The organism is bacterium (assembly GCA_024228115.1).
GTDB lineage: Bacteria > Myxococcota_A > UBA9160 > UBA9160 > UBA6930.
Genome location: JAAETT010000546.1, coordinates 1 through 21,549 on the forward strand (window position 1 = coordinate 1; position 21,549 = coordinate 21,549).

The 21,549-nt window shown below is 64.9% G+C and carries 19 protein-coding genes and 2 tRNA genes; 5 read left to right on the forward strand and 16 right to left on the reverse strand.

Annotated features, from left to right (window positions below; translation table 11 throughout):
- The first annotated feature begins 98 nt into the window (after nt 1-98).
- Genes GY937_22445 through GY937_22465 form a run of 5 tightly spaced genes read left to right on the forward strand, consistent with a single transcriptional unit; the run spans nt 99 to nt 3,139 of the window.
- Complete coding sequence (locus GY937_22445; GenBank protein ID MCP5059474.1) at nt 99-530, forward strand: hypothetical protein; 432 nt, start codon at nt 99-101, stop codon at nt 528-530.
- On the forward strand, nt 523-771 hold the full coding sequence (locus GY937_22450) for a hypothetical protein (protein ID MCP5059475.1): 249 nt from the start codon (nt 523-525) through the stop codon (nt 769-771). Before GY937_22445 ends, GY937_22450 begins: the two co-directional genes overlap by 8 nt.
- Entirely contained in the window at nt 768-1,307 is a 540-nt protein-coding gene (locus GY937_22455; protein MCP5059476.1) for a hypothetical protein, read from the forward strand. Before GY937_22450 ends, GY937_22455 begins: the two co-directional genes overlap by 4 nt.
- The gene (locus GY937_22460; GenBank protein ID MCP5059477.1) at nt 1,304-2,011 is read left to right on the forward strand and encodes a hypothetical protein; all 708 of its coding nucleotides are present in this window, start codon (nt 1,304-1,306) and stop codon (nt 2,009-2,011) included. Before GY937_22455 ends, GY937_22460 begins: the two co-directional genes overlap by 4 nt.
- A 12-nt stretch (nt 2,012-2,023) precedes the next feature.
- The gene (locus tag GY937_22465) at nt 2,024-3,139 is read left to right on the forward strand and encodes a site-specific integrase (protein MCP5059478.1); all 1,116 of its coding nucleotides are present in this window, start codon (nt 2,024-2,026) and stop codon (nt 3,137-3,139) included.
- 21 nt (nt 3,140-3,160) lie between these two features.
- On the opposite strand, the gene GY937_22470 is transcribed toward GY937_22465, so the two are convergent.
- The 16 genes from GY937_22470 to guaB form a co-directional block, all read right to left on the reverse strand.
- On the reverse strand, nt 3,161-4,339 hold the full coding sequence (locus GY937_22470; GenBank protein MCP5059479.1) for a hypothetical protein: 1,179 nt from the start codon (nt 4,337-4,339) through the stop codon (nt 3,161-3,163).
- Between the two features lie 51 nt (nt 4,340-4,390).
- Nucleotides 4,391-4,467, reverse strand: a tRNA-Pro gene (locus GY937_22475).
- Nucleotides 4,468-4,527: 60 nt separating this feature from the next.
- A complete protein-coding gene (locus GY937_22480; protein ID MCP5059480.1) occupies nt 4,528-6,324 on the reverse strand; it encodes an AAA family ATPase in 1,797 nt (598 codons plus the stop codon).
- Nucleotides 6,325-6,345: 21 nt separating this feature from the next.
- Nucleotides 6,346-6,744: a MerR family transcriptional regulator gene (locus GY937_22485; GenBank protein ID MCP5059481.1), complete on the reverse strand. Its 399-nt coding sequence runs from the start codon at nt 6,742-6,744 to the stop codon at nt 6,346-6,348.
- Nucleotides 6,745-6,810: 66 nt separating this feature from the next.
- Nucleotides 6,811-7,125, reverse strand: a complete 315-nt coding sequence (locus GY937_22490; GenBank protein ID MCP5059482.1) for an integration host factor subunit alpha — start codon at nt 7,123-7,125, stop codon at nt 6,811-6,813.
- Nucleotides 7,126-7,150: 25 nt separating this feature from the next.
- Nucleotides 7,151-9,559, reverse strand: a complete 2,409-nt coding sequence (locus tag GY937_22495; protein ID MCP5059483.1) for a phenylalanine--tRNA ligase subunit beta — start codon at nt 9,557-9,559, stop codon at nt 7,151-7,153.
- Nucleotides 9,559-10,548: a phenylalanine--tRNA ligase subunit alpha gene (gene pheS, locus GY937_22500; GenBank protein MCP5059484.1), complete on the reverse strand. Its 990-nt coding sequence runs from the start codon at nt 10,546-10,548 to the stop codon at nt 9,559-9,561. The genes GY937_22495 and pheS overlap by 1 nt, the downstream gene beginning before the upstream one ends.
- 9 nt (nt 10,549-10,557) lie before the next feature.
- Nucleotides 10,558-10,914, reverse strand: coding sequence for a 50S ribosomal protein L20 (gene rplT, locus GY937_22505; protein ID MCP5059485.1), 357 nt, complete (start codon nt 10,912-10,914; stop codon nt 10,558-10,560).
- A gap of 27 nt (nt 10,915-10,941) precedes the next feature.
- Nucleotides 10,942-11,139: a 50S ribosomal protein L35 gene (gene rpmI, locus GY937_22510; GenBank protein MCP5059486.1), complete on the reverse strand. Its 198-nt coding sequence runs from the start codon at nt 11,137-11,139 to the stop codon at nt 10,942-10,944.
- Complete coding sequence (gene infC / locus GY937_22515; protein MCP5059487.1) at nt 11,139-11,798, reverse strand: translation initiation factor IF-3; 660 nt, start codon at nt 11,796-11,798, stop codon at nt 11,139-11,141. Before infC ends, rpmI begins: the two co-directional genes overlap by 1 nt.
- A gap of 72 nt (nt 11,799-11,870) precedes the next feature.
- Entirely contained in the window at nt 11,871-13,802 is a 1,932-nt protein-coding gene (thrS, locus tag GY937_22520) for a threonine--tRNA ligase (protein MCP5059488.1), read from the reverse strand.
- Nucleotides 13,803-13,911: 109 nt separating this feature from the next.
- Nucleotides 13,912-13,987: transfer RNA gene (locus GY937_22525), tRNA-Val, on the reverse strand.
- 48 nt (nt 13,988-14,035) lie between these two features.
- Nucleotides 14,036-14,794 (reverse strand): hypothetical protein, encoded by a 759-nt coding sequence (locus GY937_22530; GenBank protein ID MCP5059489.1) that lies wholly within the window; start codon nt 14,792-14,794, stop codon nt 14,036-14,038.
- The gene (dnaE, locus tag GY937_22535) at nt 14,791-18,306 is read right to left on the reverse strand and encodes a DNA polymerase III subunit alpha (GenBank protein MCP5059490.1); all 3,516 of its coding nucleotides are present in this window, start codon (nt 18,304-18,306) and stop codon (nt 14,791-14,793) included. Before dnaE ends, GY937_22530 begins: the two co-directional genes overlap by 4 nt.
- A gap of 7 nt (nt 18,307-18,313) precedes the next feature.
- Nucleotides 18,314-19,993 (reverse strand): glutamine-hydrolyzing GMP synthase, encoded by a 1,680-nt coding sequence (gene guaA, locus GY937_22540; protein MCP5059491.1) that lies wholly within the window; start codon nt 19,991-19,993, stop codon nt 18,314-18,316.
- Nucleotides 19,950-21,413, reverse strand: coding sequence for an IMP dehydrogenase (gene guaB / locus GY937_22545; GenBank protein ID MCP5059492.1), 1,464 nt, complete (start codon nt 21,411-21,413; stop codon nt 19,950-19,952). Before guaB ends, guaA begins: the two co-directional genes overlap by 44 nt.
- Between the last annotated feature and the right edge of the window lie 136 nt (nt 21,414-21,549).

The following is a 21,549-nucleotide window of genomic DNA, read 5'->3' on the forward strand; positions in this document are numbered from 1 at the left end:
CTACCTCGCGGCTCTCGATCGCGAACTCGACACCGATCCGACCGACACCGATTCGCCGTTCTGACGAGAAACCAGCACTCGCGCGCGACCACGGCTAGATGATCAGATTTCTACGGTTTCTCGTGATCGCCAACAAGGTATTCGAGTGGCTGCGTGACAAGAGCCGGGAATACTCGGATCTGTGCGCCTGCTCCGAGAGCCGCGAAGCCACCGCGCAGCTGCTCTTCGACATGGCCGAGTTCCTGGAAGGGGCAGGCAAGGCAGGGGCCCTCGGCGTGCCGCTGCGCCTAAAGCGAGACGATGGAGGAAACTGCGGTCGCAAGGACAAGCTCGCATGGCTCTCTCGGCTCATCGTGGAGCGGGAGCTCTCAGAGCCCGGCGACGGAGCTCGCAGCGAGCTCGGCCGAGAGCTGGAGCGCAACCTGACGGCGGCGGCGAGGCGCAATTCGGAGGCCGCGTCGGCTGCGTTCCATGCCAGCCGACGGCATACCGACGTGGAGCAGACCGAGGAGGTCCGGGACGATGCGTAGCTGCGATGCCGTTGCCGAGTACCGGCCCGGCGACCTGCCCATCTGCGCGTGGTGCGATCGCGTCTCACTCGATGAAGGGGTGACCTGGTGGAAGTTCTGCGAACGCCTCGGAGAGATCGTGGAGCGGCGCCTGTTCCAGCCGTTCTTCACCGCATGCAAATCCTGCGACGAAGCGGTGAAGCGCGAGATCTGCGGGGAGGCGGAGTTCTTGTCGAGCGGCCATTCCGAGGAAACCGCGTGACGGCCGCGCCGCAGCTATCGCCGCTTTGCGATGCTGCCGAGCGCCTTCTCACGGGTGCGCTCCAGGCGCGGTCCACCGAACTCCGGCAGCTCCTGGCCCGCTGTGAGTCTCCGGTCGAGGAGATGCTTCTCGTCGCGATGTGGGACAAGTGGGCCGGGAAGATCACGAGCGACGGGCGGGCAATGACGGCGATGCACCCGGGACCCGATTGTCTCTGGAGGCTGGTGGTCGAGCCGCAGCGCGAACTCGTGACAGCCGGGCGAATGTTCCGGGCCGACTTCTTCGTCTACCTGACCTGTGATGGCCCCACGAGCCACGCCGTTTGCTGGTGCCCCACCGTGGTGGAGGTGGATGGTCACGAGTTCCACGAGAGAACTCAGCTCCAGGCGGCACGCGACCAGCAGCGAGACCGAGCGATGCTGCTTGAAGGGATGAGGACGGTGCGGTTCACAGGGTCGGAGGTGTTCAATCGCCCGGCGGAGTGCGCCGCGGAACTTGCAGGGCTGCTGCGACGGCCGAGGGGGGAGGTGGCATGAGTGACAAAGACGAGGTGAAGTTCTCGGGTACCAAGTGGATCGTCTTGGCGGCGGTCCTCGTCTTCGTGTTCTGGGCGGCGGCCGCTCTTGTTACCGCCGTCCTCGGGAATTTCGAGGCGTCCGGTCAGTTTGGAGACACCTTCGGCGCTCTCAACGCCCTGTTTTCCGGTCTTGCCTTCACGGGCGTCGTAGCGGCGGTCCTCCTGCAGTCACAGGAGCTTCGCGAGCAGCGCAAGGAGCTGCGACGTGCCCGTGAGGAGGCTGCGAGGACTGCTCGAGCCCAGGAGCTCTACTCGCGGCTATCAGCTCTGGCGGCACTGATCCAACACTACACACCGATCGCGCGTAGCGATCACGGCGCTTCGTCCGAGGCCCGCGAGCGCCTCCAGGTGCTCGTCGGCGAGCTGGAGCATCTCAATGCCCGTGCAGCCGGGCTAGGGGAGGGGCCTGCCGGGATCGTCCCTCCGCCCGATCCCCTGATTATCACTGGGAGCTTCAACCATGCTCCGCCCGAAGTGATTGCAATGCGAAAGCGATTCGAGGCGGACGGCTACGAGCAGAAGTGGATCTCGTCTCACAGCCGAGGCGAATACCCGGAGCCGTGGTTCGCTCCTAAGACGAGTATCGGCAGCGAGATCCAGACCAAAGAGGGGGCCGTGTGGATGGTGCGACCACGCGACCCGAAGATGACGGTGATTCCCTAGAAGGAGGGCGACATGCCCGGCCAAATCATCCAACGCGGCGATCGCAAGTACCTGGTTCGCTGGTTCATCGGACGCGACGCCAAGGGCAAACGGAAGTACGGATCGAAGACGGTCCACGGCACGAAGAAGGCTGCCCAGAAGCAACTTCGCGCGGCCCTCGGCCGGCAGGACCGCGGGTTGATAGCGCCCTCCCCTTCGTCGATTCCGCGGCTCGCCGACTATGTGAAGACCTGGGAGAAGCAGGAGAAGGAACGCGGGAAGCTCCGAGACCGTACGCGGCGTAACTACCGCAAGAGCCTTGACCGCTACGTCATTCCGGCTCTTGGGACGGCGCGCTTGGATGGGATCCACGTATCTGCGATCGAGGCACTCGTCGTGACGCCGCTCGTGAAGGCCGGCCACCATCGAACCGCTCGCCTGACCGTGGCGGCGCTCTCTCGGGTGATGAAAACAGCCCTCAAGGATCCCACGATGGGTCTAGCCGCAAACCCTTGCCTCGGCGTTGAGATCCCGGCAGGCAAGCGCCTGGAGATCAAGCCTCTCGACGCCAAGGAGCGGGCCGCATTCCGAGAGGCGATCGCTGGAACCCCACACGAGGTTCTGTGGCTCCTGATGATGCTGACCGGGCTCGGGCCTGGCGAGGCCCTGGCGCTCGGTTGGGAACATCTCGACCTAGACGCCGGAGCGCTGCGAGTGGCCCGAACTCTCGACTGCAAGAAGCGCGTGTTGATCGATGGCGCGAAGCGGCCTACCCGCCTCCGGCAGGTTCCGCTCGCAGCAGAACTCCGCCAGAAGCTTCGTGAGCTCTGGATGGAGCGAGGCCGACCGGCCGAGGGCCTGGTCTTCCACGATATCGATGGCAGGCCGCTTGACCTCGACAACCTTCGGGCGAGGCACTTCAAGCCGGCACTGATCGCGGCGAAGATTGATCCCGAGACGCGGCCGTTCCGGATCTACGACCTCCGGCATGGCTTCGCGACGGCGGCGCTCGAAGCCGGGGCGGATCCGGTCGTAGTACGGGACCTGATGGGCCACTCGACGGTCCGCACGGCGCAAGACACATATCAGCACACGAGCCCGGACCGGCTGGATCGCGCAGCGCGGCGGATCGCGGATCGGCTCAACTGAGGGTTGGCCCCGCCCTCCAGGTCAGGATGGGCGGCTCCTGCGGGTGAGCTGGAGCATTTCGCCGACCACCGATCCAGCTGGACCCTCTTCTTTGACAACTCCAGTGGTCGTGGGCCGGAAGATGCTCGCCAACATGAAGTCAAGGCGGTCACGGACGCCGAGCCCTTCGTCTTCCGCAAGGGCCAAGTAGGTAGTGATCATCGTGACTCGCTCCTCAGCGTCCGACCTTAAGTGCACGTTGCTCATCAGCATTCGATGGAAGACCCTCACGATCCAGACCGAAAGGGCTATGGAAGCGAGGAACATCAACAGCCCCCATTGGTGAACGTCCCCAGACGGACGAACCGCCTTGGGGGCATCCCCGATGAAAAGCCACTTAGCTGCAAAGAAGACCATCGATGCCGCAAGAACGCTGGCCGTAGCGGTGCAGATGACGAACCACCAGGTTCTCTTCCTGTGTGTCTTCGCCTTCTCGTCCCAGTAGGAGATCGGCCCTTCAAGCGACATCCGCCGCTTGAACTGATCCTCCATTTCCTCAAGCCGCGCTTCCGCGAACTTTCGCATCTCGACGTGTTCGCGTGCTTGGGCGGTGTTGCTCTCTTCGAATGCGCTCACCAGACCTCGGAACTCTCCGCGCAATTCCTTGAGCGATTCGTGCCCCTCCGTACGCTCTCGATTCCAGTCGGCCAGGGCATTGCGGAGGGCGACGACCGCAGCGATGCCTTCATTCTCGGTGGGCGCGAAACGAAGTGCATTGAACATTGAGTAGGCCACGAGTTGGTTGGCCTGGTTCGGTGCTGGGGTTTGAGAGGAGTGGATAAGAAAGAAGAGCAGCCATGCAGCCTGATGGTCGGTGGTATCTTCCCCGCGTACACTGAGGACCGCCTGCCCGTATGTGTCCTCGAGAAGTAGCCTTCTCTTGGTGTCCTGCAGGGCGTGGTTCAGGTGGTCTCGAACCTGGCCAAGCTCGGCGGGCTGGATTTCTTCTTCGGCGTGTGCGTCAAGAATGCCCTTGGCTGTGAGCAGGCGATTGAACGGATCTCTTAGGGGGCCGAGGTTGCCGTCGGAGCCCGCGACCGGCTGCACCCAGCTCCAAGCCTCCCAGAGCTCATCGACCCACTTCCGCAGGGATTCGGCTGAAGGGAAGCTGCGGACGACCTCGTTGCCGAGGTCAAGCGTGACAAGGGGTTCCTTCGCCAAAGTTTGGCACACCACCGGCACACCTGGGGAAGGTGAGAATCGCGTAAGTACTGGTCGGGCCGGGGAGATTCGAACTCCCGACCTCCTGAACCCCATTCAGGCGCGCTACCAAGCTGCGCTACGGCCCGACCGGAGGAGGATTAGCCCGCAGCCCTCCTCCTGTCGACCAGCATCCGGATGACGGCGTCTCAGGGCCTCGGGAGCTTGTTGAAGCGAATCTCCGGGCGGCGATCGTCGATCAGCTTTTCTCTCAGCAGGATGGTGCCGTCGGGGAAGATCACCTCGAAGCGGTGGCGGCCGGAGGCCAGGGTGACCTCTGCGACGGGTGTCTGGCCCAGGTCCCGGCCGTCGACCAGGACGCGTGCGGGCGGATTGGCTTCGACCCGAATGGTCACGGGCGGCCCCGTTGCGGCCACGGGCAGAGGCCTCGGCGCGCTGGGTGGCCTTGCCGCGGGCTCGGGTGGCGATGGCGTGGGCGAGGGCTCTGAAGCGGTGTTGGTGGCGGGCTCGCTGGGCGGCTCTTCCGGTGCGGGCGCCGGAGGTTCGGGCTCGGGGGCTGCGATTTCCTCGGCCTCCGGAGTGGCTTCGGGGAGCGGCTCGGGAGAGATGGGAGGAGTGTCCGTGGCTTCTTCAACGGCGACAGGCGGGGACGGCTCGACCGCTTCAGCGGGTGCGGGCGCTTCCGCTGTGGACGACGGCGGCGTCAGATCATCACTGGGCGCGGGGGGGGCGGGTTCATCGGGCGTTTCGATCTCTGGAGCCGGCTCCGGTGCAGTCTCCAAGACGTCAACGAGTTCCTCTGTGCCCTCCATCTGTGGCTCGGTGGCGAGGTCGGACGGTTGCTTGGCCGATGGTTCCTGAACTTCCTCCTCCATCACGGGCTCTGCGACTTGTTCAACGGCCGGCTCGGCCACGCTCTCTTGGCCGACGGGAACATCGATCGAAGCGGCCGGCGTTTCCGTGGGTACGTCGGTGCGCAGGGCGAAGAAGATTCCCAACGCCATCAACCCGAGGCCCGAAACGAGCAGCAGGTGACTTCGTAGCCAGCCCCGCTCGTCTGACGGCGGCGGGAGAGGAATGTGAGGAGCCGCGCGCGGAGGCTCCCTTGGCGGCTGTGTTTCGGGCGACTCGGGCTTCGGCGGCTCTTCATCCTCCGCTTCGAGTAGCTCGGCCTCGGCCGCCGGTTCCGTTTCCGGCTCGTCCTCCGGCGAATCGATTTCCAGCCACTGCTCGCGCCGGGAGAAACGGTCGCGGTCGGCTTCGGGGCGATCGCGAAGGAATTGCACGGCCAGGATATGCAGCTCGCGGGGCAGGCCTCCGGACTCCCGGTGAAGCCAGGCCAGTACCTGCTCGGTGAAGCGATCCTGGATGGCAGGGCCGACTCCACTCGCCCGCAGGCGCTCGCGAATGTACGCGGCGCTCTCTTCGGCCGACATCGGCGTGTTGAATCGCACGAGCGCCACGTCGGAGCCCAGCGCGGCGAGGACGCGGCCGGCGCGCGGGTCGTCCACCGGAATCACCAGCAGCTGCAGTTCACCCGGGGCCTGGCGCACGAGAGCCGACAATTCCCGAGCGGTCTCGATGGGCAGCCCGCTGGCATCGTCGAGGGCCAGGATCAAGCGCCGGCCTGCCGAGGCGCGCCGAGCGGCCGCTTCGAGGAGTGCGCCGCCCGGATCCGAGAACGGGCCCTGGTCTTCGCCTAGCAATCCCAGCGCCCAGTGGCAGAGATCCGGAAACTCGAGAGCGGCATAGGGTAGAAGGAGAAGTTCGGTCTCCTCCGCGAGCCGCTCGGCCAACACCCGCATCAGCTGGGTCTTGCCGATCCCGTTCGGGCCGACCAGCGCAATGCACGGGGCCTCGCGACGCACGGCGGCAAGCAGCTCATCCAGGGCGCGTTCGCACGCCGGGCGGACGACGTAGCCTTCGGCCGCGGTCGTGGAGCCAAACGGATCGGCTCCGATCGGTTCGGAAGGATCGCTGCTCATGGCGAGCGGGTGGCTCTCCTACTAGAGCAGGCCACGAATCTCCTGCAGCTCGTCGCGGATGCTCTTCAGCTGCGCACGCGGATCGCTCTCCAACGCCATCTCGAGCTGGGGTGCATCCAGCGCACGACCTACGCCGAGTTCGCGCAGCTTCTTCCGGGCACCGGCAATCGTGAAGCGCTCTTCGTAGAGGAGTCGCTTGATCAGTTGGATGATCTCGATGTCGCGCTGGCGATACAGGCGCTGCTTCGAGCGGGATTTCGCCGGCGCCATCCAACGGAATTCGGATTCCCAGTAGCGAAGCACATAGGGCTTCACGTCCGTGATCCGACTGACCTCACCGATCCGGTAATAGAGCTTCCCGGCCGAGTCGCTCTTCTCCGAGTCGCCGGATTTCGCTCCACGCTTCTTGCGTGCCGCCACGTTGCCCCCCTTCCCTCTCGAACGATGCGAGCCGAACGCTTGCGACGGCTCGGCCAGACGCGATCGCTAGCGTTCACCGCCGACCTCGGAAGATGCCGAAGTATCCTCCTCGTTCAAGACGGTTTTCAGCACGAGGCTCGGCTTGAAGGTGAGCACGCGACGGGCTGCGAGACGAATCTCCTCGCCCGTTTGCGGGTTCCGGCCCTTGCGGGCGTTCTTCTGGCGCACCACGAAGTTCCCGAAGCCGGAGATCTTCACTTTCTCACCTTCGGAGAGGGTCTCCTTGATGATGTCGAAGACCTTCTCGACCAGCTCCGCGGATTCCTTCTTGGAGAAACCCACCCTCTCGTAGATGTGCTCGACGATGTCTGCCTTGGTCACGCCTTCCCCCTTCCCTGCGCCAAGCCTACCGGAGCTCTGCCCCGAAGCGCTTGGCGAGAATCTGCACGACTTTTTCAGTGGCTTCAGCCACCTCCGTATCGGTCAGCGTTCGATCGGTTCGCTGAAAAATCATCCGAAAGGCCAGGCTCAGCTTGCCCTCGGGTACACCGCGGCCCTCGTAGCGATCGAAGAGATGCACCGATTGGAGCGAGGCGCCGGCCTTCTTGCGCACCGCCTGGAGCAGCTCTCCGGCAGGGGTTCCCGCATCCACCAGCAGTGCCAGGTCCCGCCGGATCCTCGGATGCCGGGAGACCTCCTTGTAGCGAGGTGTTTCTCCCCCCAAACGGTCCAGGGCATCCAGATCGACCACCAATACGGCGGTCGGTGCGTCGAGCTCGAAGCGGGCTGCCGTCTCGGGATGCAGCTCGCCAACGCATGCGACGCGCTGGCCCCGCACGAAGAACTCGCCCGCGCCGCCCGGATGGAGAAATGGTTCCTCCGAACCGGCCCGGAACTCCGGGGTCTGGCCCAGTTCGGCGAGCATCCGCTCGCCGAACCCCTTCGCCCGAAAGAACGGCGGAACGCCGTCTGCACGCCAGAGATCCTCCGCACCGCTCTCAGAAATGGCAGCGACGGCCTGGAGCGGCTCACGCTCCTGCCACGCTTCGGGGCGATCGGTGCCACCGTGGAACACCCGGCTCACCTCGAAGACCGCGATCCGATCGACCTGACGGGAGCGGTTGCCGCGGACCGCGCGCAAAACGGAAGGCAGGAGGTGGGTTCGCAGCACCGAATCCCCGGCTTGGATCGGATTCAGCAGCGGAACGTGGTTTCGCCGCGGGTCGTCGGCCTGCAGGCGCAGGGCGTCGTCGTCCTCGGGCGGGCAGCCGGAGAAGGTCATGATCTCCGTGAGCCCTGCTCCTACGAGCGCCGTGCGCACGGATTCCCGGATACGGCGACGCGGGGCCAGCTCCACACTGCGAAGGGGAGCCGTCTGCAGGGTCGGCTCGATGCAGTCGTAGCCGAATACGCGGGCGACCTCTTCGACCAGGTCCACTGTCAGGTGGAGGTCGTTCCGCCAGCTCGGCGGGTGACAGCGAAGCCGTTCCCCGTCGGCCTCGGAGGGGATGTCCACCCGGGCCAGGAGGGCTGCCACCTCGTCGGCATCGAGAGTCGTTCCGAGCAGGCGGTTGACCCGTGCGGGATCGAGTTCGATCGTCTCCGTGGCGGGGCCCGGGTCGCCCGTCGCAAACGCTCGCCCGCGGGAGACCTCACCGCCGGCGAGATCCTGGATCAAGCGGGCCGCACGGTCCGCAGCGCGGTCCTGGCCTTCCGGGTCGACGCCTCGTTCGAAGCGGTAGGAGGCATCGCTGCGCAAGGCCAGGCGCTTTGCCGTGCGTCGTACGCGGGAGGGATCAAAGTGGGCGCTCTCCAGCAGCAGGTTCGTCGAGGTGTCGTCCACCTCACTCTCCGCGCCACCCATCACACCGGCGATGGCGATGGCGCCCTGCTCGTCCGCGATCACCAGATCTTCCCGACGGAGTTCCCGATCCTCCCCATCCAGGGTGAGGATCTTCTCTCCGTCCTTTGCGGCTCGGACCGTCACCACGCCGCCGCGCAACTTGTCCAGATCGAAGGCATGCAGCGGCTGGCCGAACTCGAGCATCACCAGATTCGTCACGTCGACTACGTTGTTGACGGAGCGCAGCCCGGCAGCTTCGAGCCTTTGTTGCAACCACTCGGGAGAGGGGCCGACCTCCACACCGCGGATGACGCGACCTACATAACGATGGCAGCCGCCCCGATCGTCGATCTGGATGGAGATCTCGGAAGCAGCATCCCGCTCGGATTCTGCTGGCTCGCAGGGCGGCAGCTTCAGATCGCCGCCGAAATGGGTCTGCACCTCGCGCGCCATGCCGAGCATCGAGACCCAATCGCCCCGGTTCGGGGTGATCTCGACATCCAGGACGGTCTCGCCGCTGGGAAGAACAGCGCTGAGCGCTGCACCGAGAGGAGACTCGGGATCCAGCACGAGGATGCCGTCGCTGCCCTCGCCGAGCCCCAATTCGACCTCCGAGCAGATCATGCCGTGGGATTTCACGCCGCGGATCTTCGAGCGCTTGATCTTGAGTCCACCGGGAAGCACCACACCATGGGTGGCCACAGCCACCCTTTGGCCGGCCGCCACGTTGGGCGCACCGCACACGATGTCGAGCGGCTCGCCGTCACCCAGGTCGACACGACAGACCGAGAGCCGATCCGCATCCGGATGCGCCTGGCGCTCCAGCACCTGCCCGACGCGGATTGCCGAGAGATCAGGCCCTGTCTCGATCACTTCTTCGATCTCGAGTCCGCCGACGGTCAGCCGCTCTTCGAGCGTCGTGCGATCGGGTAGGTCGATCCATTCCGAGAGCCAGCCGAGCGGGACCCTCACTAGAACTGCTCGCCGGTGCGCACGTCACCGTCGAAGAAGAGCTGGATGTTCGGGATGTCCCAGCGGATCATGGCCGTGCGATCGATGCCCATGCCGAAGGCGAAGCCCTGGTAGCGCTCGGGGTCGATGCCACAGTTGAGCAGCACCTGGGGATGGATCATTCCGCAGCCGCCCCACTCGAGCCAACGCCCTCCCCAGCCGATGTCGATCTCGGCCGAGGGCTCGGTGAACGGAAAGAAGTGTGCGCGAAAGCGCATCTCCGTGCTCTCGCCGAACAGGTGACGGGCGAATGCGAACAGCGTGCCCTTCAGATCGGCGAAGGTCACATGCTCGTCGACACAGACCGCCTCGATCTGGTGGAACATCGGGTAGTGGGTGCCGTCGAGATCGTGCCGGTACACGCGCCCCGGGGAGATGAACCTGAAGGGAGGCTGCCGGCCGGTCATCGCTCGGATCTGGACGTTCGAGGTATGGGTCCGCAGCACGTTTCCGCCGGGCACGAAGAAGGTGTCCTGCAGATCCCGAGCGGGATGATCCTCGGGGAAATTCAGGCCGCCGAAGTTGTTCCAATCGGTCTCGACCTCGGGCCCGTCTTCGATGCCGTAGCCGAGCTCGGCAAAGAAGGCGCACATCTCCCGCTCGATCTGGCTGGTCGGGTGCAGGTGCCCCCGCGGCGGCGCGTAGCCGGGAAGTGTGACGTCGAGCTTGTACTCGGCGATCTCACGATCCCGATCGGCGCTCTCGAGCGCTCGCTTGCGGGCAACGGCCAGGGCCTCGATGCACTCCTTGGCCTGGTTCGCAGCCTGGCCTACGGCTGCACGCTCCTCTCCGGAGAGCCCGCCGATCGTCCGCAACACTGCCGAAACCGAACCCTTCTTGCCGAGGAAGCCCGCGCGGACCTCCGCGAGGGCCTGGACGCTGGCGGCCTCGGCAATCGCCGTCTCGGCGAGGGCCACGACACGCTCCAGGTTCTCGCTAGCACTCGACAACGAGTGGCCCTAGGCAACCTGCGCTTTGGCCAGCTTCGCGAGTTCGGCGAAGGCCGCCGGATCCGCGATTGCCAGATCGGCCAGGTTCTTTCGATCGATCTCGACACCGGCCAGGCCGAGCCCGTGGATCAGCCGGCTGTAGGAGAGGTCGTTCTGCCGGGCCGCGGCGTTGATGCGCGCGATCCACAACGAGCGGAACTCGCGCTTCTTGACCTTGCGGTCGCGGTAGCCGTACTTCCAACCTTTTTCGACGGCCTCTCGGGCCGTCTTGACCAGCCGGTGGCGAGTTCCCTGGTAACCCTTGGCAGCCCGCAGGATCCGCTTGTGGCGGGCATGCGAGGCGGTGCCTCGTTTGACTCGGGGCATGGTTCGTCTCCCTCGTTTCGGTCCGTCCTAGAGGTACGGAACCAGCTGCTTCACGCGCTTCTTGTCGGCGCTAGAGATTTCGCCCACCTCACGCAGGTGGCGTTTTCGTTTCGTGGTCATCTTGGTCAGGATGTGGCGCTTGTTGCGCCTCCGGTGCCGGAGCTTTCCGGTCCCGGTCTTCGTGATGCGCTTTGCAGCGCCCCGGTGGGTCTTCATTTTCGGCATCAGGCTTCTCCGGCCGGCGGTTGGTTCTCCGGCGTCTTCGTCATTTCAGCCGGCGATTCTGCCTCCGGCGTTTCAGTCTTCTCGGGCGGGGTCTTGGCCCCGGCTTTCTCGGCACTGGCTTCGGACTGGCCTTCCTCCTCCTTGGCGGCGGCCTCGGCCGCCTCCATTTCCTTGCGGGCGGCGTCGACCGCCTCCCGGTTCGGAACCAGCACCATGGAAAGGAAGCGCCCGTTCATCTGGGGCGGATTCTCGACCGTCACGAGATCGCCGAGGAGTTCTTGCACCGTGTCGAGCTTCGCGAAGCCGACCTTGCGGTGCGCCATCTCCCGGCCGCGGAACATGACGGTGATCTTGACCTTGTCGCCATCGATCAGGAACCGCCGCGCATTCTTGAGCTTGAAGTCGAGGTCGTGATCGTCCGTGTTCGGACGCATCTTCACTTCCTTCAAGGATGCAGCGCGGCCCTTGCCTTTGGCTTTGGCCACCGCCGCCTTCTTCTTCTGCTCGTATTTGTACTTGCCGTAGTCCATGATCCGGCAAACCGGCGGCCGAGCATTGGGAGCGACCTCGACCAGGTCGTACCCCGCTTCCTCAGCCTTCACGAGAGCATCCTCGGCCATATAGACGCCCAGTTGCTCCCCGTCGGCACCGATCAACATGACTTCGCGCGCGCGAATCCTCTCGTTGATTCGGACAAGGTCTTTTTCAGCGATACGAATACCCTCCCGTTCTCAAACCTGACGGCGAGCGACTTGCTCGGTCAGGTCCGAAACGAATGCATCCACGGTCACCGCCTCCCCGCCCCTCTCGGCGTCACGCCGGAAGCGCGGGGTCACGGTGCCCTGCTCTTGTTCTTGATCGCCCACAACGGCCATCACGGGAATCTTCTGCAGCTCAGCGTCGCGGATCTTCCATCCCAGCTTCTCGGAACGGTCATCCAGGAACGGACGCAGCCCTGCGGCCTCGAGACCATCCCGAATCTTTCGAGCGTACTCCACATGCCGATCCGTGATCGGCAGCAGCGCCACCTGGACCGGGGCCAGCCAGAGCGGGTAGTCCCCGCCCGTATGCTCCGTGTAGATGGCGAGAAAGCGCTCGAGAGAGCCCAGCACGGCCCGATGGAGCATGGCGGGCTGGTGCTCCTGGCCATCCCGGCCGATATAACGGAGGTCGAAGCGCCCCGGGGCCGCCATGTCGATCTGGATCGTGGCCAGGGTCCAGGTGCGCCCCAGCACGTCATCGAAATCGAACTCGACCTTCGGCGCGTAGAAGGCGGCCTCGCCCGTCTTGATGCCGCATTCGTAGCCAGCGCTCTTCACCGCATCAATCAGGGCACGCTCGCCCACGTCCCAATCGGCGGAATCGCCCAGAAAGCTCTCGGGCCGGGTCGAGACGGAAACCTTCACACCGCTGAGGCCGAGATCCCGGTAGACCTCCTGGGTCATCTCGAAGAATCGCTCGAGCTCCTCGGGCACCTGCTCCGGCTCGCAGTAGATATGCCCGTCGTCCTGGGCCATGGAACGCACCCGGGAGAGCCCGGTCAGGGTGCCGCTGCGCTCGTTGCGATGCAGGCGTGAGAACTCCGCATAACGAATCGGCAGGTCCCGATAGGAGCGCTTCGTATGCTGCAACAGCCGGCAATGGCCCGGGCAGTTCATCGCCTTGACGCCAAGTTCCTCGTCCTCGTCGCCTTCGAACCAGAACATGTCGTCGTGGAATTCGTAGTAGTGGCCCGAGGTCTTGTAGACGTCCGCCCGGTAGAGCTGGGGCGTCATCACCTCCTGATAGCCGTACCTGGGGTAGAGCGAACGCATGTACTCGACGAACCCGTTGTAGAGCACCATCCCCTTCGGGTGGTAGACGGGGGTCCCCGGCGAGAGCGGGTCGAGATGAAAGAGATCCAGCTGGGCGCCGATGCGCCGATGGTCGCGCTTCTTCGCCTCTTCGATCCGTTCCAGGTGTTCCGCAAGCTCGGCCTTCGTGGCGAATGCGGTTCCGTAGATGCGCTGGAGCATCGGATTGCTCTCGTCGCCCCGCCAATAGGCGCCGGCGGCCTCGAGCAAGGTCAGAGCGCCGATCTGCTTGGTCGTCTGGACGTGGGGGCCACGGCAGAGATCGACGAACTGGCCATGGCGGAAGAGCGTGATCGCCTGGCCCTCAGGGATGTCCGCGAGCCGAGAGAGCTTCAGCTCTTCACCCAACTCCCGGAAGATCCGCTCGGCCTCTTCGCGGCTCACTTCTTCCCGCGTGAACGCGCACTTCTCTTTGACGATCTTGCGCATCTCGGCCTCGATGCGCTCGAGGTCTTCGGGGCTGAAAGGCGCATCGACCTTGAAATCGTATTGGAACTTCTCGCCGTGATCCGCCCGGCCCGCATCCACCTGGGCCTCGGGAAAGAGCCGCTTCACGGCATCCGCCATCACGTGCTCGGCCGAGTGGCGGATGACGTCCGCGCCCTGGGGATCCTTGGCCGTGACGATCTGGAGCTGATCGACATCCTCGAGAAGAGGCGTGCGAAGATCGACCAGCTCGCCCTTGATGCGGCCCGCCAGGGCAGCACGCGCCAGACCGGCCCCGATCTCCTGGGCGACGTCCAACACCGTCGAACCCACAGGCACGGAGAGCGTTCGACCGTCGGGAAGTCCGACTGCCAGGGCGCTCATAGGTGCGGGTTGAAACGGGATTGCATCGTCGATCGCTCGTTCAGGAGTCTTCGAAGCCCGGAGCTTCGAAACCCAGTTCTTGGGGGCCGAAAGGTCCAGGCTCACGGAATGGTAGGCACGGGCGGGGTCGAACCGCCGACTTCCGCCGTGTCAAGGCGGCGCTCTAGCCACTGAGCTACGTGCCTATAGGTTAGCTAACAGCTCGGAATCAGTACCGATTCGCCGTTTCCGTGTCAATTCTCCGGAGCATCGGCTTTGCCGGGCGTGGCACCACGGGCCGGGGCATGCAGCTCGATGCGGAAATGGAGATCCTCCTCATCGGCCGGAAGCGGAATCAGTTGCAGGGCACCCCGGGGGCCCGCCATCAACCGGTCCATGAGCTCTCGCGGCCGCCCGGGAGCCTCGACCTGGAGCAGCACCCGGCCCGCCTCGAAGCGCTCCGGGACGGCCAGGCGTGCTTCGCCCTGCTCGCGAAGAAGCTCCAGGAAGGCCTCGTAGGCGCTCCAATCCCTCGTTTCGATCAACACACGGTGGGCCTGGGAGGGAATCTCGCCCGGTACGGTGGTGAGCCAGCCAGCGCTCCGCAGCCCCTGGGCCACCCGATCCACATCGATCTGGGCCTCGATCTCGAGGGCGTACTCCAGCGAGATCTGGGGATCCGTCAGCACCCGCGCAGCCCGTTCTCCGCTCTCGGCCAGGACCCGGTAGCGAACGATGTAGTCGGAGGGCTTGCCCCCAAGGGCACCCAGGACGTCGAGGTCCGCAGGGGCCGGGCCACCGCGATCAGCCTCGACCAGATCCCGACCCAGCCGGGCCACGGCCGCGCCAAGGCCGTTGCGAAGGGCGGCCTGGCGAAGCGAAACCCCGGCCGGCGCCTGTTTGCCTGCTGGGCTGACGCCTTCGACCACGACCCGCGCCGGCGTCACGGCGAGCGCCGCAACCGCCAGCATTCCGGCCAGCCCGGTCATTGCCCAGGAAAGCCCTCGCCTCATAGCCCGACCTCCGAGACCGCACGCCCGAACAGGCCGTCGATCGCCTTGACCAGCTCCTGGGTCGGCTCGACGCCGCGGCTCTCCGGAATCGCCATCACGGTCTCGCTCTCGCCGGGGATCATCATATGGACCCACACGCTGCAATCGCCGGAGAAGCTGCGCAGCACGTCATCGAGGGCACTCAAGCGGTCGCGGCTCGCTTCATCGGCCAGGATTCGAATGTGCACGCAAGCCGCCAGGCGCTCCTCGGCCTCGGCAAGCTCGAAGACGTCACGCAGCAGCAGCTTCGGCGGCTCGGCGCTCTCCAGGCTTCCCGACACGATGAGAGGGATGGCCGCCTGGGTCGCATCGCTGCCGGATTCGAGCGCCCTGCGCAGGAGATCCCGATGGGTGGCGTAGGGCTCGGCGAAGATCACCAGTTCGAAACCACCCTCCAGGTCTTCGATCTTTCCGAAGGCCATCGTCTGGCCTCGGCGCGTGCGGGTCTCGCGCAGCCCCGTGATCAAGCCGCCGACGCGCACGTCACGATTCACCCATTCGGCGGCCGTGGTTGCGGTGGCATCCGTGAAGCGAGCCAGCACGGGGAGATGCGCTTCGAGGGGATGGCCGGTGACGTAGAAGCCCAGCACCTCCTTCTCGTAACCGAGTCGCTCCTGATCCGTCCACTGCGCGGCCTCGGGAAGCTCCGCGGGCGCGATCGCGTTGTCGGTCGCGTCGCCGAACAAGCTCTCCTGGCCGATCTCGCGATCACGCTGGGCCGCAGCCCCGGTTTCGAGCGCAGCATCGAGCCCGGCCCACAGGGAGGACCGATTGCGATGGAACGCATCGAAGGCACCGCACTTCACCAGGCTCTCCGCGACGCGCCGGTTGACCTTGCGCGCGTTCACGCGCCTGGCGAAATCGTAGAGACCCAGGAACGGGCCCTCTTCTTCTCGTACCGCCAGGATCGATTCGATGGCGCCCTCGCCGACATTCTTCACACCCGCGAGGCCGAAACGGATGCCCTCCGCGACCGGGGTGAAATCGCGCTTGGATTCGTTGACGTCCGGCGGCAGCACTTCGATCTTGCGTTCTTTCGTGTGGGCGATGTAGCGGGCGAGCTTGTCGTGGTTGCCCGCTTCGATGGAGAGCACGGAAGCCAGGAACTCGCGTGGGTGGTTCGCCTTGAGGTAGGCGGTTTGATAGGTGAGGTAGGCGTAGGCGGTCGAGTGCGCCTTCGGAAAGCCATAGCCTGCGAATTCCGCCATCAACGTGAACAGCTCGTCCGCTTTCTTCGGATCGATCCCGTTCTTCTCGGCACCGCTCACGAACTGGTTGCGATGCTTGGCCATCTCCTCGACCTTCTTCTTGCCCATCGCCCGGCGCAACAAATCGGCTTCGCCCAGGGTGTAGCCACCCAGCTGGTTGGCGATCTGGAGCACCTGATCCTGATACACGATCACGCCGAGGGTCTCTCGCAGGAGCTCCTCGAGTTCGGGCACCAGGTACTCGACCTTCGTGATGCCGTGCTTTCGATCGACGTAGTCATCCACCATCCCGGAGCCCAACGGGCCGGGGCGGTAGAGTGCGATCAGGGGAATCACTTCCTTGAACGTGCGGGGCTTCAGCTTCATGACCAGATCGGTCATGCCCGAGGATTCCATCTGGAAGACGCCCTCGGTATCGCCCTGGCAGAGCAGGTCGTAGCTCCCCTCGTCATCGAGGGGGATCGTATCGATGGAGAAATCCGGGACGCCTCGGGCCCGGATGTGCTTCTCGGCATCGGCGATGATGGTGAGCGTGCGTAGCCCCAGGAAATCGAACTTGATCAGTCCGACCTTCTCGACACAGCGCATGTCGTACTGGGTCATCACGTCGCCGGTCTTGGCATCCCGGTAGAGCGGAACCATCTCGATCAGCGGCTGGGTGCCAATCACGACGCCGGCGGCATGGGTCGAGGCGTGGCGGGTCAACCCTTCGAGCTTGCGGGCTGTCGTCAGGAGCTTGGCCACCTGCCCGTCCGCATCCATGCGGCTGCGAAGCTCGGGGCTCTGCTCGAGGGCCTCGTCCAGGTTGATGCCGAGGGTCTCCGGAACCAGCTTGGCGATGCGGTCGACATCGCCGTAGGGCATCCCGAGCACGCGGCCCACATCACGGATGGCCGCCCGAGCCTGAAGCGTTCCGAAGGTGATGATCTGGGAGACCCGCCGGCCATCATCACCCCGATCCGGTTCGTCGTATTTGTTGGCGACGTAGCGGATCACCTCGTCCCGTCCGCGCATGCAGAAATCCACGTCGATATCCGGCATCGAGATGCGTTCCGGGTTCAAGAAACGCTCGAAGATGATGTCGTACTCGATCGGATCGACACCGGTAATTCCCAGGCTATAGGCGGCCAGACTGCCTGCAGAGGAGCCCCGCCCCGGCCCCACCGGAATACCGTTGCGTTTCGCGTAGCTGATGAAATCCGCCACGATCAGGAAGTAGCCGGCAAAACCCATCTGCCGGATCACGCCAAGCTCGTACTCCAGCCGGTTCGTGTATTCCGGATGCCTGCCCTCGAACGGCTGTTCGGGATCCATCCCGAGACTCGTACGAAGGCCGCGCCAGGCATCGCGCTCGAGCACTTCCTCGCGGGTCATGTTCGCCGGAACCTGGAATTCCGGCATGTGATAGGTGTCCATCGAAAGCTCGAGATTGCAGCGCTCGGCGATCTCCATGGAATTGTGGACGGCCGAGGGATGGTCGTGAAAGACCTCGAGCATCTCCGCGCCGCTCTTCACGTAGAAGCCGTGGCCGTCGAAGCGAAAGCGCTTCGTGTCGTCCAGGTTCGACGCGGTACCGATGCAGAGCAGCGCGTCGTGATGGTCGTGGTCCTCCTCCTCCAGGTAGTGTGCATCGTTGGTCGCGAGGAGCGGCAACCCCAGGTCGGAGTGCATCTTCAGAAGCTCGGCGTTCACCCGGTCCTGATCCGGAATGCCGTGGCGTTGGAGCTCCAGGTAGTAACGGTCCTTGAACGTCTCGGACATTTCTTCGACGAGGCGCCACGCGGTATCGACTTCGCCACCCAGGATCCGTCGGCACACCAGCGAGGAGAGGCAGCCGCTGGTCGTGATCAGCCCTTCGCTGTGCTTGTTCAGCAGGTCCAGATCGATCCGCGGCTTGTAGTAGAAGCCCTCCAAGTAGGCCTTGGAGATCAGGAACATCAGGTTGTGGTAGCCCGTCTCGTTCATCGCCAGCAGCAGCTGGTGGCTGATGGCATCGAAACCGCTCGCATCCCGTTCGCGCTTCTCCTTGTCGAATCGCGAGCCCGCAGCGATGTAGGCCTCGCAGCCGATGATCGGCTTGATGCCGTTGGCGCGGGCTTTCTCGTAGAACTCCACCGCCCCGAACAGGTTGCCGTGATCGGTCATGGCAATCGAGTTCTGCCCGAGGGCCTTCACCCGCTCGAAGAGTGGGTTGTGCTTGATCGCGCCATCGAGGAGCGAGTACTGGGTGTGGAGATGGAGATGCGAGAAGGGAACGTCCGTCACGTCCGCCCTACTCCCACTCGATGGTGGCGGGAGGTTTCGAGGAGATGTCGTAGACGACCCGGTTCACCCCGGAAACCTCGTTCGTGATGCGGTTCGAGGCGAGCGCCAGCACTTCGGGTGGCATGCGCGACCAATCTGCGGTCATTCCGTCGACGGAGCTGACGCAGCGCAGGGCGATGCAATCCTCGTAGGTGCGTGCGTCACCCATCACTCCGACACTCTGGATCGGGAGGAAGACGGCGAAGGCCTGCCAGATCTCGTCGTAGAGGCCAGCGCGTCGGATCTCCTCGATCAGGATCGCGTCCGCCTGGCGCAGGCAAGTCAACCGCTGGGCGGTGACCTCCCCCATGATGCGGATCGCCAGACCGGGGCCCGGGAACGGATGGCGACCGACCATCGCTTCCGGAAGGTCGAGCGTCCGGCCCGCCTCGCGGACCTCGTCCTTGAAGAGCTCGCGAAGCGGCTCGACCAGTTCCAGACGCATCCGCTCGGGAAGGCCCCCGACGTTGTGGTGGCTCTTGATCGTCGCCGACGGACCACCCACCGAAACGCTCTCGATGACGTCCGGATAGAGGGTGCCCTGGACGAGGAAATCGGCGCCGCCCAGCTTCTTGGATTCCTCCTCGAAGATATCGATGAAGAGGTGCCCGATGATGCGCCGCTTGCGTTCCGGATCTTCCACTCCGGCCAGGAGCTTCAAGAAACGCTCCCGCGCATCCACTGTGATCAGCGGGATCCCCAGGTGTTCGCCGAACGCCCGCTCGACATCCTCGCGTTCGTTTTGTCGGAGCAGACCATGATCGACGAAGATGCAGGTCTGCCGGTCGCCGATCGCGCGGTGCACGAGCGCCGCGGCGACCGACGAATCGACCCCCCCGGACAGGCCGCAGATCACCCGACCCGAGCCCACCTGGCTGCGAACCTTCTCGCAGGCGTCGTCGACGAAGGCGTCCATCGTCCAACTGCCTTCACAGCCGCAGATCGTGTGGACGAAGTTGGTGAGAATGCGCGCGCCATCTTCGGTGTGCACCACCTCCGGGTGGAACTGCAGGCCGTAAACGGGTCGGTCGCGATGGCCCACCGCTGCGAACGGCGAGTTCTCGCTCGTGGCAAGGATCTCGAAGCCCTCGGGCAGCCGGAGCACGCGGTCGCCGTGGCTCATCCAGACGTGTCGCTCGGCCCGTCCGTCGAGCCCGTTGAAGAGCGGATGGTCGGCCGCTTTCAGCTTGAGCAGCGCGCGGCCGTACTCATGGTCATCCGCACTTTCGACCAGCCCGCCGAGTTCCCGGGTGAGCAGCTGCAGGCCGTAACAGATGCCGAGGATCGGCACGTCCAGTCCGAGCACCGCCGGGTCGAGGCTCGGGGCGTCTTCAGCCAGCACACTGGACGGCCCGCCCGAAAGCACGAGGCCGGCCGGGCGCCAGGCCCGGACCTGCTCCGCCGTCAACGTCGGCGGATGGATCTCGCAGTAGACCTGCTGCTCCCGGATCCTCCGGGCAATCAGCTGGGTGAACTGGGACCCGAAGTCCAGGATGAGGATACGATCGCGGTGTGCGTCACTCGACAAAGGGGGCGCCCCTGCTGGAGAGGGCCTGGAGGAAGGCCCAACGGTGGTGCGGGGAATCTGAGGGGTTCTAGCGCGGCTACTCGAGACGGTAGTTCGGTGCCTCCTTGGTAATGATGACATCGTGGACGTGACTCTCCTGGAGCCCCGCGTTGGAGATGCGAACGAAGCGCGCCCCGGCTCTCAGCTCGGCGAGGTTCGGCGCGCCGCAGTAGCCCATGCCCGCGCGCAACCCGCCCATCAGCTGGTGGACACTATTCGAAAGACTTCCGCGGTAGGGAACCCGCCCCTCGATGCCTTCCGGTACGAGCTTCCGGGTATCCTCGACATCGCTCTGGAAGTAACGGTCCCGGCTGCCATCGGCCATCGCACCGAGCGAGCCCATGCCGCGGTAGACCTTGTACGAGCGCCCCTGGTAGAGCACGACCTCGCCGGGAGTTTCATCCGCACCCGCGAAGAGCGAACCGACCATCACCGAGCTGGCACCGGCAGCCAGGGCCTTCACCAGATCTCCGGAGTATTTGATTCCGCCATCGGCAATCACCGGAATGTCGAACCGGTTGGCGGTCTCGGCGGCTTCCAGCACCGCCGTGAGCTGCGGCACGCCAACGCCGGCGACGATCCGGGTGGTGCAGATCGAACCCGGGCCCACGCCGATCTTCACGGCGGAAACCCCTGCCTTGATCAACGCCTCCGTGCCTTCGGGAGTCGCGACATTTCCGCCAATGATGGGAAGATCCGGGTAGATGCGGCGGAGGTCGCGAATCGTGTCGAGGACGCTCGCTGAGTGGCCATGCGCGGTATCGACCACGATCACATCCACGCAAGCTTCTACGAGTGCCGCTGCCCGCTCTTCCCGATCCTCCCCGACTCCGACGGCCGCACCGCAGCGCAGCCGGCCCATGGGATCCTTGCAGGCGTTCGGAAAGCGTTCGCTCTTCTCGATGTCCTTGATCGTGATCAGCCCACGCAGGTCGCCCTTCTCGTCGACGACCAGCAGCTTCTCGATGCGATGTTGGTGGAGCAGCTCCTTGGCATGTTCCAGGGTGGTGCCGGGGGGCACGGTGACGAGCCCTTCGGAGGTCATCACCGCTCCGATTTCCTGGGTCGTATCCTTGAGGAAGCGCAGGTCCCGGTTGGTCAGGATGCCGACGGCCTTGCCATCGCGCGTGATCGGCACACCGGAAATCCGATACCGGTCCATCACGTCGAGGGCTTCGAAGATGCGCTGCTCGGGACGCAAGGTGATCGGATCCACGATCATCCCGGACTCGGAGCGCTTGACCTTGCCGATCTCCGCGGCTTGATCGGCCACCGGCATGTTGCGGTGGATGATGCCGATCCCACCGTTCTGGGCCATGCAGATGGCGGCGGCGTGCTCGGTGACCGTGTCCATGGCGGCCGATACGAGCGGGATCTGGAGATCGATCTCGCGGGTGAGCCGGCTCTTCAGGTCGACGCCCTTCGGAAGCACGTTCGACGCGGCAGGCACGAGCAGGACGTCGTCGAACGTGAGCCCCTCGCGAACCCGACTCTCATTCATCCCGCCAACCCCGCAGTTGCTCGGCGACCGGCCATTGGATGCACCGGTACCGGTGGAACGGGAAAAGGAAAAGGAGGAAGAGCCACCCTCACCCATCCCCGAGTTGGCGACGGAGTGTACCACCTCCGGCCGGTAT

What these genes read in the sequence shown, in the direction of transcription:
- GY937_22445 (MCP5059474.1), top strand. Translation starts at nt 99, where the DNA reads ATGATCAGATTTCTACGGTTTCTCGTGATCGCCAACAAGGTATTCGAG.
- GY937_22450 (MCP5059475.1), top strand. Translation starts at nt 523, where the DNA reads ATGCGTAGCTGCGATGCCGTTGCCGAGTACCGGCCCGGCGACCTGCCC.
- GY937_22460 (MCP5059477.1), top strand. Translation starts at nt 1,304, where the DNA reads ATGAGTGACAAAGACGAGGTGAAGTTCTCGGGTACCAAGTGGATCGTC.
- GY937_22465 (MCP5059478.1), top strand. Translation starts at nt 2,024, where the DNA reads ATGCCCGGCCAAATCATCCAACGCGGCGATCGCAAGTACCTGGTTCGC.
- GY937_22480 (MCP5059480.1), bottom strand. Translation starts at nt 6,324, where the DNA reads ATGAGCAGCGATCCTTCCGAACCGATCGGAGCCGATCCGTTTGGCTCC.
- rplT (MCP5059485.1), bottom strand. Translation starts at nt 10,914, where the DNA reads ATGCCCCGAGTCAAACGAGGCACCGCCTCGCATGCCCGCCACAAGCGG.
- rpmI (MCP5059486.1), bottom strand. Translation starts at nt 11,139, where the DNA reads ATGCCGAAAATGAAGACCCACCGGGGCGCTGCAAAGCGCATCACGAAG.
- infC (MCP5059487.1), bottom strand. Translation starts at nt 11,798, where the DNA reads ATGTTGATCGGTGCCGACGGGGAGCAACTGGGCGTCTATATGGCCGAG.
- thrS (MCP5059488.1), bottom strand. Translation starts at nt 13,802, where the DNA reads ATGAGCGCCCTGGCAGTCGGACTTCCCGACGGTCGAACGCTCTCCGTG.
- GY937_22530 (MCP5059489.1), bottom strand. Translation starts at nt 14,794, where the DNA reads ATGAGGCGAGGGCTTTCCTGGGCAATGACCGGGCTGGCCGGAATGCTG.
- guaA (MCP5059491.1), bottom strand. Translation starts at nt 19,993, where the DNA reads ATGTCATCATTACCAAGGAGGCACCGAACTACCGTCTCGAGTAGCCGC.
- guaB (MCP5059492.1), bottom strand. Translation starts at nt 21,413, where the DNA reads ATGAATGAGAGTCGGGTTCGCGAGGGGCTCACGTTCGACGACGTCCTG.